Annotated in this window: 15 protein-coding genes; 11 read left to right on the top strand and 4 right to left on the bottom strand. The window is 40.0% G+C overall.

What is annotated here, in order from left to right; genetic code table 11:
* The first annotated feature begins 17 nt into the window (after positions 1 to 17).
* The 6 genes from I6J03_RS02695 (at position 18) to rodA (ending at position 8251) form a co-directional block, all read left to right on the top strand.
* Complete coding sequence (locus I6J03_RS02695; RefSeq protein WP_003010606.1) at positions 18 to 2180, top strand: S9 family peptidase; 2163 nt, start codon at positions 18 to 20, stop codon at positions 2178 to 2180.
* Between the two features lie 336 nt (positions 2181 to 2516).
* Positions 2517 to 3539 carry a rod shape-determining protein gene (locus I6J03_RS02700; protein WP_002993616.1) on the top strand — a complete coding sequence of 341 codons (1023 nt, stop codon included), beginning with the start codon at positions 2517 to 2519 and terminating at the stop codon, positions 3537 to 3539.
* Positions 3540 to 3624: 85 nt separating this feature from the next.
* Positions 3625 to 4458, top strand: coding sequence for a rod shape-determining protein MreC (gene mreC, locus I6J03_RS02705; RefSeq protein WP_003010605.1), 834 nt, complete (start codon positions 3625 to 3627; stop codon positions 4456 to 4458).
* Complete coding sequence (locus I6J03_RS02710; RefSeq protein WP_003010604.1) at positions 4451 to 4975, top strand: hypothetical protein; 525 nt, start codon at positions 4451 to 4453, stop codon at positions 4973 to 4975. Before mreC ends, I6J03_RS02710 begins: the two co-directional genes overlap by 8 nt.
* A 44-nt stretch (positions 4976 to 5019) precedes the next feature.
* Positions 5020 to 6990: a penicillin-binding protein 2 gene (gene mrdA, locus I6J03_RS02715; protein WP_003010603.1), complete on the top strand. Its 1971-nt coding sequence runs from the start codon at positions 5020 to 5022 to the stop codon at positions 6988 to 6990.
* Positions 6983 to 8251 (top strand): rod shape-determining protein RodA, encoded by a 1269-nt coding sequence (gene rodA / locus I6J03_RS02720; protein ID WP_003010601.1) that lies wholly within the window; start codon positions 6983 to 6985, stop codon positions 8249 to 8251. Before mrdA ends, rodA begins: the two co-directional genes overlap by 8 nt.
* A gap of 191 nt (positions 8252 to 8442) precedes the next feature.
* On the opposite strand, the gene I6J03_RS02725 is transcribed toward rodA, so the two are convergent.
* From I6J03_RS02725 to I6J03_RS02740, 4 genes are read right to left on the bottom strand one after another with little or no spacing between them, the layout of a single operon-like run.
* Positions 8443 to 9306: a nucleoside phosphorylase gene (locus I6J03_RS02725; RefSeq protein ID WP_201694137.1), complete on the bottom strand. Its 864-nt coding sequence runs from the start codon at positions 9304 to 9306 to the stop codon at positions 8443 to 8445.
* Positions 9303 to 9920, bottom strand: coding sequence for an IMPACT family protein (locus I6J03_RS02730; RefSeq protein ID WP_003010586.1), 618 nt, complete (start codon positions 9918 to 9920; stop codon positions 9303 to 9305). Before I6J03_RS02730 ends, I6J03_RS02725 begins: the two co-directional genes overlap by 4 nt.
* The gene (locus tag I6J03_RS02735) at positions 9917 to 10780 is read right to left on the bottom strand and encodes an EamA family transporter (protein ID WP_003010582.1); all 864 of its coding nucleotides are present in this window, start codon (positions 10778 to 10780) and stop codon (positions 9917 to 9919) included. Before I6J03_RS02735 ends, I6J03_RS02730 begins: the two co-directional genes overlap by 4 nt.
* 6 nt (positions 10781 to 10786) lie before the next feature.
* A complete protein-coding gene (locus I6J03_RS02740; protein ID WP_232279808.1) occupies positions 10787 to 11191 on the bottom strand; it encodes a thermonuclease family protein in 405 nt (134 codons plus the stop codon).
* Positions 11192 to 11852: 661 nt separating this feature from the next.
* Here I6J03_RS02740 and I6J03_RS02745 point away from each other — a divergent pair.
* From I6J03_RS02745 to I6J03_RS02765, 5 genes are all read left to right on the top strand, one after another.
* Complete coding sequence (locus I6J03_RS02745; protein ID WP_003010574.1) at positions 11853 to 12677, top strand: prephenate dehydratase; 825 nt, start codon at positions 11853 to 11855, stop codon at positions 12675 to 12677.
* Positions 12678 to 12710: 33 nt separating this feature from the next.
* Complete coding sequence (locus I6J03_RS02750; protein WP_002993601.1) at positions 12711 to 13817, top strand: chorismate mutase; 1107 nt, start codon at positions 12711 to 12713, stop codon at positions 13815 to 13817.
* Entirely contained in the window at positions 13817 to 15067 is a 1251-nt protein-coding gene (gene aroA, locus I6J03_RS02755; protein ID WP_003010570.1) for a 3-phosphoshikimate 1-carboxyvinyltransferase, read from the top strand. Before I6J03_RS02750 ends, aroA begins: the two co-directional genes overlap by 1 nt.
* Before the next feature lie 75 nt (positions 15068 to 15142).
* The gene (aroC, locus tag I6J03_RS02760; RefSeq protein ID WP_003010568.1) at positions 15143 to 16249 is read left to right on the top strand and encodes a chorismate synthase; all 1107 of its coding nucleotides are present in this window, start codon (positions 15143 to 15145) and stop codon (positions 16247 to 16249) included.
* Positions 16236 to 17093, top strand: coding sequence for an ROK family protein (locus I6J03_RS02765; protein WP_003010566.1), 858 nt, complete (start codon positions 16236 to 16238; stop codon positions 17091 to 17093). The genes aroC and I6J03_RS02765 overlap by 14 nt, the downstream gene beginning before the upstream one ends.

The raw sequence follows: 17093 nt of genomic DNA on the forward strand, positions 1-17093 counted from the left end.
AGCATAATTTTTATTTTATGATAAAATTCAACACATATTTTCTATCCATATTTTGCATCTTATTAGTAAGTAATGCTTTCGCTCAAAAAATGCAATGGACGGCAGATGGCAATGCCTATTATTCATTCTCTGCCAAAGGAATCGACATTGTGGATCTGTTGCATTCTGATCAGAACAAACCTTTTCTGACGACACAGGAACTTATCCCTAAAGATTCTGCGCAAGCTCTGGAAGTCCAGAGTTTTCAGGTATCTCCTGATGGAAATAGTCTTTTACTCTTTGCCAATACGCAACGGGTATGGCGTGATAATACAAGAGGAGATTACTGGATCTTTGATAAAAAAACCAAAAAGCTTGTTCAACTGGGCAAAGGATTGCCAGTATCCTCTCTGATGTTTGCAAAGTTTTCGCCTGATGGCAAAAAAGTCGCTTATGTTTCCAAACATAATATTTACATAGAAGACCTCTCTTCGAATACATTCAAGGCTATAACCAAAGACGGCACAGATCGCATTATCAACGGTACATTTGACTGGGCTTACGAAGAAGAGTTCGGATGTCAGGACGGATTCCGATGGTCACCTGACGGAACAAAAATTGCCTATTGGAAATTAGATGCAAAAGAAACCCGTAATTTCCTGATGATCAACAATACAGATAGCCTGTATTCTTTTACTATTCCGGTAGAATATCCGAAAGTAGGTATGAATCCCTCCTCTTGTACAATATGGTTTTATAATGTATCTGACGGAAGCACCCAAAAAGCCGGGATAGAAGGAGACGATATTCAGCATTATGTCCCGCGCATGGAATGGGTGCTGGATTCCAGATCTATCATACTCCAACAGCTGAACCGAAAACAAAATGTGAGCAAAATTATCGTATGTGATGCGATAAATGCGACGTCCAAAACCATCCATCAGGAAACCGATGAAGCATGGATAGACATTAAAGCCCGCTGGAATAACGGAGACCCAAGCGGTTGGGACTGGATCAATGAGGGAAAAGAATTTATCTGGCTATCCGAAAAAAACGGATGGAGACAGATTTATAAAATTGACATGCAGGGTAAGGAAAGCCTGATTACAAAAGACAACTACGATGTTATACAAGTAGATAATATTGACCAGAAAGCCAATCTTATTTATTTCTCGGCTTCCCCTGCTAATGCAACGCAAAAGTTTTTGTATAAAATCAGCCTGAATGGTGGGCAGGCCAGTCGCGTAACTCCGACTCAGTATAAAGGCACAAATACCTATACAATCTCTTCCAATGGTAAACTTGCCATTTTCAACAGCAAGAGTACGACATTCAGCTCTACTGGATCTGTGGTAACCCTCCCGGAACATAAAGAAATGGCAAAACCAACTTCCGTTAAAGAAGGATTAGCGAAACATGTGGAATTCATCAAAATCAAAACGCAGGATAGCATAGAATTGGACGGATGGATGGTAAAACCAAAAAATTTCGATCCTGCTAAAAAATATCCGGTTGTATTCTATGTTTACGGAGAGCCTGCAGCACAAACCGTAACGGATGACACCTACACGGGATATAATCCATTATATACAGGCAGTATGGCAGATGACGGATACATCTATATTTCTTTGGAGAACCGTGGTACACCAGCACCGAAAGGCCGGGTATGGCGCAAATCTATCTACAGAAATATTGGTCGTCTCAACATTCGTGATCAGGCAATGGGAGCAAAAGAAATCCTGAAATGGAATTTTGTAGACCCCGAACGAATAGCCGTATGGGGATGGAGCGGTGGCGGATCTTCCACACTTAACCTCCTGGGACAATATCCGGATATCTATAAAACCGGAATATCCATTGCTCCTGTGACAAACCAGTTGTTTTATGACAACATCTATCAGGAACGCTACATGGGCTTACCGCAGGAAAATAAAGAAGACTTTATAAAAGGATCTCCTGTATCTTACGTCAAAAACCTAAAAGGGAACTTATTACTCATACACGGGACAGGCGATGACAATGTACACTACCAAAACACAGAAGTATATATCAACGAAATGGTAAAATATAATAAACAATTTCAACTGATGTCCTACCCAAACCGTAGCCATTCTATCAACGAAGGAGCCGGAACAACAAAACATTTGTCAACTTTGTTTACCAAATTCCTTAAAACTTATTGCCCACCGGGTGCAAAATAAAACCCAATAGAGCTGCAAATTGCAGCTCTATTTATTTAAAAACAGAATCAAAACTCAACATAAGGAACAGCATAAATCTTCCTAATAATGGTTATGAGTAAACGATTAGTTTACTTAACAACTAATATTAAAATAATGGGGCATTTTTAAATTTTAACAATAAAAAAAGCAGTAAAATTATACGATAATCCCTCCTTTTCCGTTAACGATTTAATACCTATCAAAAGATTCTTTTCGGTTCATTTTGAACCAAATAATTTTTTTTCATTGTACACAGAGATTGATAATTTTTCAGTAGTTTTGCATATTAATAAAAAATCGTTTAAAATTCACTAAATGGGGTTATTTAACTGGTTTACGCAAGAAGTTGCGATCGATTTGGGTACAGCTAATACCCTGATTATCCACAATGACAAAGTAGTAGTAGACGAACCCTCTATCGTTGCATTTGACCGCACTACCAATAAAGTAATTGCGATCGGCCGTCAGGCTATGCAGATGGAAGGTAAGACTCACGATAATATAAAAACCGTACGTCCTCTTCGTGACGGTGTTATCGCTGATTTTACGGCCGCTGAGCATCTGATCAGAGGAATGGTAAAATTAGTAAACAACGGAAAAAGCTGGTTTTTCCCATCGCTCAGAATGGTCGTTTGTATCCCTTCCGGAATCACAGAAGTCGAGAAACGCGCAGTAAGAGATTCTGCAGAAATTGCAGGAGCAAAAGAAGTATACCTGATTCACGAACCTATGGCAGCAGCTGTCGGTATCGGTATCGATGTAGAAGAACCGGTTGGTAATATGATCATCGATATCGGTGGTGGTACAACAGAAATTGCTGTCATCGCATTATCTGGAATCGTTTGCGATCAGTCTATACGTGTTGCCGGAGATAATTTTGACTCCGATATTGTACAATATATCAGAAGACAACATAATATCATGATCGGAGACCGTACAGCAGAAAAAATCAAAATTGAAGTTGGCGCTGCTCTTCCTGAGTTGCAGGAGCCACCTGAGGATTTTGCAGTACAGGGACGTGACCTGATGACAGGTATTCCTAAACAGATCACCGTTTCATATACAGAGATTGCACATTGTCTGGATAAATCCATTTCTAAAATTGAAGAGGCTATCCTGAAAGCATTAGAAATAACTCCACCAGAACTATCAGCAGATATCTATCAGACCGGTATCTACCTGACCGGAGGAGGAGCATTACTGAGAGGTTTGGACAAACGTATTCAGGCTAAAACAAAACTTCCTGTTCACGTAGCAGAAGACCCTCTTCGTGCTGTTGTACGCGGTACAGGCACAGCATTAAAAAATATTGGTAAATTCAAGTTTTTAATGCAGTAATTCTTTGAACATCAATTCCAGCTACGCGATATAGACAGGAATACCCTGCTATATCGCGTAGTTGTTAAAAAACACCAGCAATAACATGAGAAACCTTTGGTTATTCTTAATTAGATATAACGCCTTTTTTTGGTTTGTCCTGTTTTTTGTCTTTTCTGTAATACTTGTTGTCAAAAACAACAACTTCCAACGCGCATCAGCTTTTAATTCTTCCAATGTCGTGATCGGTAGTATGTATGCTAAGGTTAACTCCTGGAAAAGCTACCTTGCACTGGCTGATGCCAATGACCAGCTCGTTAAGGAAAATGCGATCCTTCATAACCAGCTGCAACGCTATACCGTCAAAGACAGTTCCGACAGCGTACGTCTGGTAGACAGCATAGAAGAAGGACGTTATCAGTTTATTGTTGCCAATGTAGCCAACAATAGTATTCATCAGAAAAGCAATTATCTAACGCTGGATAAAGGTTCTAAAGACGGAGTGGAAAAAGACATGGGAGTCATCACATCCAATGGTGTTGTGGGTATTGTGCTGAATGTCTCAAAAGACTTCTGTACAGTACAGTCTCTATTGCATCCGGACACCCGTATCTCCGTCACCCTGGGCAAATCAGAAGTATTCGGATCTTTAATGTGGGGAAACAACCGGGATTCACGTTATGCTATGGTACGTGATATTCCTAATCATGTTAAAGTAGCCAAAGGAGAACAGGTATACACTTCCGGTTTTTCAATTTTCCCGAAGGGAATACAAGTTGGCCGAATCGTAGAGACAGGTATTACCTCCGGTGAAAGTTTTCTGGATCTGAGACTATTACTTTCCACCAATTTTTCAAATCTTCAGCATGTATATATTCTTAAAGATAAAATGGCTGAAGAAAAAAGACTTTTAGAAGAAACGAATAACGACAATGGGTAGAACGGTTTTAATTAATTTTTTACGTTTTGTGGTCCTTATTCTTTTACAGGTTTTCCTGTTCAAGAATATTGGTTATTACAATCTCGCAAGCCCTTTCCCTTATATTCTTATTATTCTTCTCTTACCTATAGGTATTCCCAATCTTTTACTGTACGTACTGGCATTTCTGACCGGGCTGACAGTAGATGTATTCTATGATTCACTGGGCGTCCATGCCGCAGCATGTGTAGCATTAGCCTGGTACAGGATCTTTTTCCACAACATCACACTGGAAGTAGATATGAAAGAATCCTACCTGACCCCATCATTAGGAGAAATGGGATTTAAATGGTTCCTTTCCTATACATTTTTCGGCATCTTAGTCCACCATACGGTATTGTATATATTAGAAGTATTTTCATTTTACCAATTTCAATATACACTCTTAAGTATCGGATTAAGTTGTATCTTTACACTGATTATCATCCTATTATCCGGGTTATTATTCTTTAGAAAGAAGACCCGATATAATGCATAATCAATTCTGTACATTTTTCTAATAACGAAGGAAACCTCCGGTTTATGAACAGTTTTTTTGCTCGTAAATACGTCATTCAAGGGATATTTATTGCCGTTGCCATTATACTGATTGCTCGACTTTTTTATCTTCAAATCATTGACGATACTTATCTTCTGTCTGCTAATAACAATGTCCTGAGAAAAGTCATTGTATATCCTGCCCGTGGGGTCATCTTAGACCGCAACGGTAAGGTAATGGTGCAGAATGAGCCCGTCTACGATCTGTTGGTCACTCCAAAAGAAGTGAAAGATATAGACACCGCTTTACTCTGCTCACTAATAGATATTGATAAAGCCGGATTTGACAACAGGATGGCCAAAGCACGTGCGCATTCTCCATTCAGAGCCTCTCAATTTGAAAAACAACTTTCGGCAACGACCTATGCACGCCTTCAGGAACACCTCTACAAATTCAGAGGATTCTATGTACAGAATCGTACGGTACGTAGTTATCCGGACAGTCTTGCAGCACAGTTCCTCGGTTATATTGAGGAAGTAAGAGATCGCGACATTGAAAAATCCAATGGCTTTTACAGACCGGGGGATTATATTGGTGCCAGTGGAGTAGAACGGGCATATGAAGATCTTCTACGCGGCAAAAGAGGGGTTAAAAATCTTATGGTCGATGCGCTCAACAGACCAAAAGGAGTCTTCATGGAAGGGAAGTACGATACACTTGCCGTAGCCGGAGACGGATTGATCTCCTCGCTGGATAAAGAACTGCAGATCCTCGGCGAAAAATTAATGAAGAATAAGCTCGGATCTATTGTTGCAATCGAGCCTTCTACCGGAGAAATACTGGCTTATGTAAGTAGCCCGAGTTATGACCCCAACCTGATGGTGGGCAGACAGAGAGGCAACAATTATATGAAATTACTGAATGATCCGACCAAACCCATGTTTAACCGGCCTATTCAGGCTTCTTATCCACCGGGATCGGTATTTAAGGTCGTCTCAGCCCTGACAGCACAACAGGCTGGTATGATAGATACGCACACCGTATTTAATTGTCCCGGAGGATACAGCTACGGAGGCGGACGCGGATTTATGCGTTGTACACACGTCGATGGTCCGACCAGTCTCGTCAAATCTATACAACGCTCCTGCAATACTTACTATGGATACACTTATGCCCGGATGATAGACTCAAGAGGACTTTCCGGACCAAAGGCATATGATCTGTGGAGAGAGGCTACTATGAAATTTGGTATAGGTCATAAATTAGGAATCGATTTACCGGGAGAAAAACCAGGTCTGTTACCTACTTCAGACTTTTATACGAAACGATATGGTAATGACAAATGGAGATCCTCATTCAATATTTCCTTATCCATCGGACAAGGAGAAATGGGTATTACTCCTTTGCAGATGGCAAATATCATGGCCATAGTTGCCAACAGAGGGTTTTATTACCGTCCTCACCTGATCAAAGGAATAGGTGACAAAAAAATCCTGAAAGAAGAATTTACAGAAAAAATTTCTGCCGGAGTAGATGCGAAATACTACCAGATGGTGATAGAAGGCTTAAGTCAGGCCGTGAACTCACCGGGAGGTACAGCATATTCCAACAGAATTAATGGAATAGAAATGTGTGGAAAAACAGGAACTGCCCAAAATCCACACGGTGAAAACCATGCGGTATTCTTTGCTTTTGCACCACGTGAAAATCCAAAAATCGCAATTGCTGTATTTGTTGAAAATGCCGGTTACGGAGGTGTATGGGCAGGACCTATTGCCAGTATGATGGTCGAAAAATATGTCAAGGATACCATCACTATGCCTAAGTACATTCAGGATCGCATCTATAATGCGAGCTTCATGCCGAAAAAGGAAATTCCGAAACCGAAGAAAGAGGACGTGAAAAAAGATAGTACAAAAACAAAGGCAAAAACAGTTCAGCAGACTGCAGCAATAAGAGACGACAGAAAATCAGTATTAGTTCACCATAGCCAAATAAAGAAAAGATATGAATAATGTTAAGCAAAAATCCTTCTTCGGGAGAATCGATTGGTTAACAATCTTGCTGTGGCTAACCCTCTGTCTTATTGGCTGGTTCAATATTCATGCTGCCGTCTTTGATCCGGAACATCCGGAATTGTTCAACCTGCAGACAAACTACGGTAAACAGTCCATTTATATCTTTTCTGCTATCATTATCGGGATCAGTATTTTGATTATTGATGCTAAGTTCTTCAGCTCTTCCGCTCCGGTTATCTACATAGTCGTTACCCTCCTCCTTATAGCCGTACTGGTCGTTGGGCGAAATGTGGGCGGTAATCAGGCCTGGATACCACTTGGAAGTTTCAGGCTGCAGCCCTCCGAGTTCGGAAAACTGGCGACCTGTCTGTTGCTGGCCTATTACCTCAGCAGTCAGAGCAATAAAGCTCCTACCATGAAAACACTGGCTATAGGTGCAGGAATTGTATTGTTTCCGGTTATGTTAGTTATGCTCCAGCCGGATACAGGATCAGCGTTAGCTTTCTTTTCTTTAATATTTGTCTTCTACCGTGAAGGATATGTCAACACCGGCTTCCTGCTGTTTATTGGTATGTGTATCTTACTGTTTGTACTTGCACTATTGGTAAATCAGTGGATACTGATAGGCTCTTTACTGGCTATCTGTGGATTCTTCGCTTTCAGCCTTCGAAAAAGACGAAAATACCTTATCAATATTTCTATACTCTTTGTCGTCTCCACAGCATACATACTATGTGTGGATTTTGCATACGAGCATATTTTACAACAGCATCAACGTAACCGTATTGATATCATTTTAGGTAAAATGGATGACCCGAAAGGTCAAGGTTACAACCTCAATCAATCCATGATCGCCATAGGATCGGGTCAGTTACTAGGTAAAGGATATTTACAGGGAACGCAGACTAAATATAACTTTGTTCCTGAACAGAGTACCGATTTTATTTTCTGTACCATAGGTGAAGAGTGGGGATTTGTCGGAAGTACGATTCTTATAGCTGTCTATATGACCTTATTGGTTCGTATCGTCAATATAGCCGAACGACAGCGATCTGCCTTTGCACGGATTTATGCCTATGGAGTAGCGTCTATCCTATTCTTTCACGTCTTTATCAACATCGGCATGACGATAGGTATAGTTCCTGTTATCGGGATTCCCTTACCTTTTATCAGTTACGGAGGATCCTCCCTTTGGAGCTTCACCATACTCCTGTTTATCATGCTCAAATTTGATGCAAACAGAAAAGGTGTAGCTTAATTTAAAGATTTAAGTAGAATATACTGTTGGCGGAAACGCCAACAGATGACCTGTTATCAATTCCGGACAAACCTAATACCTTCAGAAAGGATTTGTAAAACAGACTCCTTTCAACAGTAAAATCAGAATGCCACATCTCTCCTCCCTTTTTCTCCCTGGAAAGAAAAAGCACTGGTTTCAAAAGAAGTAAATCAGCTATATGATATCCTTTCCAGAACATATTGGATAGCTTTTTCCACTATCTTTTGAGGTTCCGGGCTAAATGTAGCGCTCACACGACTGGCTAATATGGCATTGATGGACAATGCATGATGCCCCAAAGCCGCAGCCATTGCATATATTCCCGCTGTTTCCATCTCCAGATTAGTAATCCTTCTGTCACCGACTCTGAACCGGTTAATCTTGTTTATAAAATCAGGGTAAACATTCTGCGTTCTCAATGCCCTTCCCTGAGGGCCGTAAAATCCCGGAGCAGTGGCAGTCATTCCTTTCGGAAGTTCAGATGCAAACTGTTTCAGTAATTTATCACTCGCCTGCGCCACATAAGGTTGAAAATGCAGGTCCGGAAACTGTTGCCCGATTTCCTGTTGAATCTCTGTTTCCAAAGCAGAGAGCGCTCGCTTATAATATTGCATCAAAGCATCAAAACCAATCCCGATCTCGGAAGCGAGTATTGTTCCCATAGGCAAATCTGCCTGTACAGCTCCGGAAGTACCTACACGAATGATATCCAGACTGATCAGATCTGACTTAGGTGCTCTTGATTGAAAATCAATATTGACCAATGCATCCAGTTCATTCAGTACAATATCAATATTATCAGTACCAATACCTGTAGAGATGACAGAAATTCTTTTCCCACGAACCGTACCTGTATGCGTGATAAATTCCCGTTTACCTTTCTTAAGTTCTATATGGTCAAAATATTTAGACACTTCTGCAACTCTGTCCGGGTCACCTACTGTTATGACAGTGTTTGCCAGATCTTCCGGCATAATATTCAGATGGTAAATACTTCCATCTGTATTTATAATAAGTTCAGATGCTGGGATCATATTGTTTTTAAGTAATTAAGACCTACTCCTTCTATTGAATTCATTTTTTTCACAACCGTATTGACCTGCATTTTTCTGATTTCCAGCTCCATATAACAGCTATTATCAAACTCCTGCTTCAACATGATCAACTCTTCCTCTTTCACTACCCGCATTACATCGTTCATCTGCAGATAGTCAAAGGACACACTATACACATCATTCACAGTACGTTCTACAATCACAGAACCTGTCAGTGCTTCCTGTGCAGCTGTCTTGTAGGCATTAATCAATCCGGGAACACCTAACAGTGTACCTCCAAAATAACGTACCACTACAATCAGGATATTTGTCACATCCTGAGAAAGCAACACATTGAGAATAGGTCTGCCTGCCGTACCGGAAGGTTCTCCGTCATCATTTACCCGGAATACTGCACGATCCGGTGTCAAACGATAAGCCCAGCAGTGATGCCTCGCTTTAGGATGTAAGTCCTTTAATTCCTGAATTACAGTTTTCAATGCAGCTTCATCTCTGAACGGATAGGCATAAGCAATAAATTTACTCCCTTTGTCCCGAAAAATTCCTTCGGAGGGTGTTTCAATAGTACGATAAGTATCTTCAAATAAACTCACAGATAAGCAATTAATAAAACAGAAATTACAGCCAGACCAAGTCCCGCCTTATTCAATATAGACAATTTTTCTTTAAATAAAAAGATACCGGCTAATGCTCCGAAAGCAATCACCCCGATATTCATAGAAGTAAATACTATAGATGGATTCTCCGGAATAGCGCGATGTGCTTTCATATAAAACATAATATTTCCGAAATTGAAAACACCCAAAACCAACCCGCCAAACATGGACTGTATATCAAACTTTTGCTTTTTCCAAAACAACAGATAAAACAAACATCCACATGCCACCAACAATGCCAGTGCAAAAATGATCAGCATGGAAGCCGTATAGAGAATCTCTTTATGCTGTGCCACCTGCTTGAAAAGCACATCTATACATCCCATCCCAATAAATACGATAGCCGGATATATAATAGCAGAAGTCTGTTTTCCTGATTTCTCTCCACCCTTACTCCATCCGATCGAACAGATGATAGCTATCACTCCTACTGCAAGTCCTGTTATTTTACCGGACTCAATACGCTCTCCAAATAACAGAAAAGCAGCAGTAAGCGGAATAAACAAGGAAAGTCTTTGGGCAACTTCTGTCTTTACAATACCGCTGTATTCTATAGAAAGCGCAATGATTAGAAATAATGTAGGCAAGAGAATACCTAAGGGCAAATACAGATTCCAGGGAAGAATAGGATTATTCCAGCGTACAGGCCCGGGATTTAGAAATACCCATGTCATCAACAAAGCTACAGGATAATTCCACAACACTAACTGTAAATGATTAATACCTTTGCCTTTGGCCCATTTAATACAAATGGCGACTAATACACTACAGATAACACTTAAAAAAACAAATATCATATTCTTCTATTTCCAGAGTCCGGCCTTATGCAATCGGGCTTTTCGCTCCAGTTCTCTGAAATACGCTGCATATTTCACATTTGGAGGAACAGTCATTGTTACCGCATATCCCTTTTCTACAAGTTCTGCATTTAACAATACACTATCGATATACACATAAGCCAGCAGGCGGCCATACCGATCCCGCGTTGCAACATCAAAAGTAAGACTAACATGCTTATTCTTTAAACGTTCTGTTAAATATTTTTTGGATTCCGCTCCGAAATAGCCAATCAGTTTTCGCCCTGTATTTCGGGATTCAGGAGCATCTATACCTATAAACCTCACTTTCGTTCCTTTGGAAGAGCCGTCCTCAATCACAAAGGTATCTCCATCAATCACCCGGCGCACTATATAACTGTGATCAGACACAGTTTCTAATCTTTTAGACTGATCTGTAAAAGAAGTAAAAGCAATAAAAAACAGAGGTAAACACCTCAAAAGTATCTTCATATAAATTATAAAAGGGAAGCTGCAAAATTAGTAAAACCAAAATAATTAAAGGAAAAGTATAATTCCAAACAAAATAACCTTCTAAAAAACACATATTTTAAATAAAAATAATACAAAAAAAATACAAGAAATTTTAATAAAAAAGGCCATAAAAAACACAAGAAAAACAACCAAATATACAAGCATTAATTTAAGCAAATAAAACACACAAATAGTTTAATATAAATATTTTATTAAAATATAAACAAAATAAAAGAAGTAATTTTAACATAAAATTCACACAAAATTAACACAAATATTAGCTATTTTTTACACCTAAAAATCAACATAAAAAACACATCTTTAATGACTAAAAAAACAATAAATTTTAAATTTTATTTGGATTTTTAATTTTTTGCCGTACATTTGAAATGTCAAACACGAGACACAGAAAATGAAACATAATAACACATATCTATTTTTTGGTTTCTTTTATTTTAGCAATAAGAGCAGGGACTAGTATATAGATATAAGTTATACAGATATATAGAGGGTCCCGGAAATATTCGGGACCTTTTTTTTTGGAAAGTTAACAAGAAAAATGAGCTTAAAAATTGCAATACAGGGGGCAAAGGCCTCTTTTCACGAAGAAGCAGCCTTCAAATATTTTGGCAATGATATAGAAATTGTCGAATGTGATTCTTTCAAAAAAACCTGTGATATTCTGAAACAGAGAAAAGCAGATTATGTGGTCATGGCCATAGAGAATTCAATTGCCGGAAGTATTCTTCAAAATTACAATCTGTTGCGTGACTACCGCTTTCATATTGTAGGTGAAGTCTATCTGCACATCCAACAGCACTTGCTAGCGCTGCCGGGGGTAAAATTAGCAGATATCAAGATTGTAGAATCTCATCCCATTGCTATCCGTCAGTGTGATGCCTTTCTGGAAGATCATCCTCATTTTCTGGTGAAAGAGTTCACAGATACAGCAGCTGCAGCAAAGAAGATAGCAGATGAAAAGCTGACCACCACAGCAGCGATTGCGGGGGAACTTGCCGCTAAACTTTACGGTCTTGAAATTATTGAACGCAGAATTGAAACGAACAAAAAGAACGCAACACGTTTTCTGATTCTTGCAGATGAAGTTGTGGAACAGAAAAATGCGAATAAGGCATCTTTATCTTTCCAAACCGGTAATGCAGTAGGCGCGCTGGCCAATGTACTTCAGTGTTTTGCAGAGCAAAATGTCAATCTGACAAAGATCCAGTCTATGCCCGTCGTAGGACGTCGTAATGACTATGATTTTTATGTAGATGTCGAATGGAAAAAACAATCCGAATACGATGCGGCTATCCGCAAAGTATTGAAGCATACTGTCAACTTCAGTATCATGGGTGAATACATTAAAAATGAGAAATTGTAATTAATAAACTGAAAATATAAAATACGCAATAAAATGAAACACACATTAGACATCCTTCCGCTAAAATCCTGGTTAGATACCGGAGACAGACCATTGATCATCGGAGGCCCTTGTAGTGCAGAGACTGAAGAACAACTGGTTTCAACAGCTCACCTTTTGGCAAATACCGGCAAAGTAAATGTATTACGTGCCGGAATCTGGAAACCTCGTACCCGTCCGGGAGAATTCGAAGGTATAGGAAGTATTGGCCTGGAGTGGTTAAAAAGAGCAAAAGAAGAAACAGGATTATTGACCGCAACAGAAGTTGCAACCGCTAAACACGTGGAAGAAGCTTTAGCTGCAGGAGTAGATATCCTTTGGATTGGTGCCCGCTCTACAGCAAACCCGTTCACTGTACAGGAAATAGCAGATGCTTTACAAGGTGTTGATGTACCTGTATTAGTTAAAAACCCTGTGAATCCGGATCTGTCTTTATGGGTAGGTGCATTAGAGCGTATCAACCGTGCAGGTATTAAAAAATTAGCCGCTATTCACAGAGGATTCTCTTCCTACGAGAAGACAGCATTCAGAAATGAACCGATGTGGGATCTTGCTATTCAGCTGAAAACCTTAATTCCTGATCTTCCGGTTATCAACGATCCAAGTCATATCTGCGGAAATCGCGAACTGATCCCGTACATAGCACAAAAAGCAATGGACATGGATATGCAGGGATTAATCATCGAATCACACATCGATCCTTCAGTAGCATGGACAGACGCAAAACAACAGCTTACTCCTGCAGCTTTGGCTGAACTGGTAGGTCACCTATCTTTACGTCGTCCGGAATCCGATAACCCTGCTTTCGAAGATAAACTTTCTGAACTACGTGCCGAAATCGACAAACTGGATGACAGGATAATCCAGCAGATCGGAGACCGTATGAAAATTGCTGAGAAAATCGGAGAATACAAACGGGATAATAATGTAACTATCTTACAGGTTTCGCGTTGGGATGAAATTGTCCAAAAACGTGCAAAATTAGCCAATGCATTAAACTTAGATCAGGATTTTACAGTAAAATTCTTAGAACTGTTACACAATGAGTCTATCCGCAGACAAAATGAAGTAATGAACAACACACCAGCTACGGAGGCGTAATGGAGCATTCTAGCATCGCATTAAGCCATCCAGGTAAAACTATAAAAGGTACGGTACAGCTCACAGGTTCTAAATCTGAGAGCAACCGTGCCCTCATCATCCAGGCACTGAGTAAAGGTAATGTCCGTATCGAAAATCTTTCGAATGCTGATGACACCGTAATTATGCAACGTGCTTTAAAGATCGCTGCTGAGCCACAATCCGAAACCCAAACAATCAACATCGGACCCGCAGGTACAGCAATGCGTTTCTTGACATCTTACCTCAACTTAGTAAAAGGCAATTTTATCCTTACAGGTACAGAGCGGATGCAACAGCGTCCTATAGGTATTCTCGTTGATGCATTAAAAACATTAGGTGCAGATATACATTATGAGAAGAAAGCAGGATATCCCCCTTTGAAAATAGAAGGAGGAATGTTTCAGAATAAAAATGAAGTTTCCATAAAAGGTAATATAAGCAGTCAGTATATTTCTTCACTGTTACTGATCGCAGCGGCATTGAAAAAAGGTCTTACACTTCATATTGAAGGAGAACTGACATCAAGACCTTATGTATCGATGACATTAGATATGCTCAAAGAGGCGGGTATATCTCACACTTGGAGTGAAAATGCTATTGAGATAGCTCCTCAGGAAACAAAAGAAGCTACTTTATATATAGAACCGGACTGGAGTGCTGCATCCTATTGGTATGCAATAGTGGCGCTATCCAAAGACGGACATATTGTGCTTCCCGGATTGAAGCAGAACAGCCTGCAGGGAGACAGCGCAATAGTAGATATAATGACACACTTCGGCGTACGTTCTTCTTTTGAACAGGACGGACTCCACCTTCGCAAGTCAGCAGTTGACTCTGATCAGACTCTTTTTGACTTCAAAGAATGTCCCGACCTGGCACAGACAGTCATTGTATGTGCAGCCGCATTGAAACGCGACATTTCATTTACCGGTCTGGAAACACTCAAAATCAAAGAAACAGATCGTATTGCTGCTCTTCAGAATGAGATTGGCAAATTCGGAGCATTGCTCTTAGAAGATAATGGAGTTTATCATCTGAAGACTTCCAACGTCTTCAAACCTGAAAACATAGCGATCAGTACATATGAAGATCATCGTATGGCTATGGCATTCGCTCCGCTGGCCCTTGTATTTGATCAGATTCATATAGAAGACCACATGGTAGTCGAAAAATCATATCCCGAATTCTGGGATCACCTAAAAAATCAAAATTTTACCATTACTGCATAGATAAAATAGAATAAGACCATAATATTATGGTCTTATTCTATATCTTTACGCTTTGCTAATACATTATTAAACTTTATGGCAGGAAATTCATTTGGAGAAGTATTCAGGATTACGACTTTCGGGGAATCACATGGTGAAGCGATCGGTGTGATTATTGACGGTTGCCCGTCAAATATCGAAATCGATGAGACTTTCATCCAATCGGAATTGGATAAAAGAAAACCCGGACAATCCAAGATTACAACTCAACGCAAAGAAAGTGATACTGCAAAAATTCTTTCAGGTGTATTTGAAGGAAAATCAACCGGTACCCCAATTGCTCTGGTCATTCCCAATGAAGACCAGCGATCTAAAGACTATTCTCACATACAGAATAAATTCAGACCTTCTCACGCCGACTATACGTATCATATGAAATACGGTAATCGTGATTATCGCGGAGGTGGCCGTTCATCCGCACGGGAAACTGCAGCAAGAGTAGCAGCCGGTGCTGTAGCCAAATTATTCTTAAAACAACTTGGCATTGAGATATTTGCACACGTCTCTTCAGTAGGAAAGATTGATGCGCCTAATCTCGATCACAGCGATCTGTCTACACTGCTGGAACAACGTGAAAATAATATTGTAAGATGTGTAGACCCCGCTACAGCCAATGAAATGATTTCATTTATTGACGGCATCCGTAAAGCCGGGGATACAGTAGGAGGAAAAATCTCAACAGTCATCCGCAATGTACCTGCCGGATTAGGCGAGCCTGTATTTGACAAATTGCATGCTGATCTGGCCAAAGCGATGATGAGCATCAATGCTGTACACGGATTTGAATATGGGTCCGGATTTGAAGGATCACAAATGATAGGATCTGAACATAACGACATTTTTCTGACCGAAGATCAGGATCTGGAGCATGTACATACGATTACAAATTTTTCAGGTGGTATTCAGGGAGGTATCTCCAATGGAATGGACATTACATTCCGTACAGCATTTAAACCCGTTGCCACTATTATGAGAGATCAGGAAACGGTTAATACCGAAGGAGAGTCTGTAAGTATTTCAGGCAAAGGAAGACATGATCCTTGTGTAGTACCGCGTGCAGTAGTTATAGTAGAAGCTATGGCAGCAATCGTGATTACAGACCATTTATTAAGACAAAAAAGTTATTCGAATGCCCGTTTCTAACCGATACATTTTAGCCTCCGATATCGGAGGCTCTCATATTACCTCAGCTATCGTCGATACGACTGACTGGTCCATTCTATTTGAAAGTGTAACACGCAATCGTGTTGATTCTTCCTCGGATGCTAAATCGATTTTTCAAAGCTGGGCATCCAATCTTAAAGAGACGATAACAAAATCTCCGGAAAAAATCACACAACTTGGTATCGCTATGCCTGGTCCCTTTGATTATGAAAAAGGAATTTCCCTGATGCACAATCAGGACAAATATGACAGCTTATATCAGCTGGATACTTCTGCAGGTATTCGTGAGGCTATGGGCAACTCCTCCATCGAGATCAGATATATCAATGATGCAGCCGCATTTCTGCAAGGCGAAATATTTGCTTCCAAACTTGATAATGAGGAAAAAATACTGGGTATTACACTGGGTACAGGATTAGGAAGTGCCGTATGGAGTAAAGGCAATAAAGCGTTTGATGCGGATCTCTGGAACACAGCATACAGAGATTCTATTTTCGAAGAATACCTGGTAACACGTTGGTTCACGAGAAGATTTGAAGAGTTGACCGGAAATAAGGCCGAAGGTCTGAAAGAGATTCTGGAGCAACATCAGGACGAAGCAGAGTTTTCTACGCTTATTCAGGAATACAGTGCGCAGTTACTGGACTTTTTGAAATTTTTCAGCGAAAAATATAACTGTACACATTATATAATAGGCGGAAATATTGCGAAGGCATTGGATATTATAACATCTTACCGTACCGAAGAATTCAGACACTACACCATTGGCAGAAGCAATCTGGATGAAAAAGCTGCTATTATAGGAGCTGCCAGTATCTTTTAG

The organism is Sphingobacterium spiritivorum, from assembly GCF_016724845.1.
GTDB lineage: Bacteria > Bacteroidota > Bacteroidia > Sphingobacteriales > Sphingobacteriaceae > Sphingobacterium > Sphingobacterium spiritivorum_A.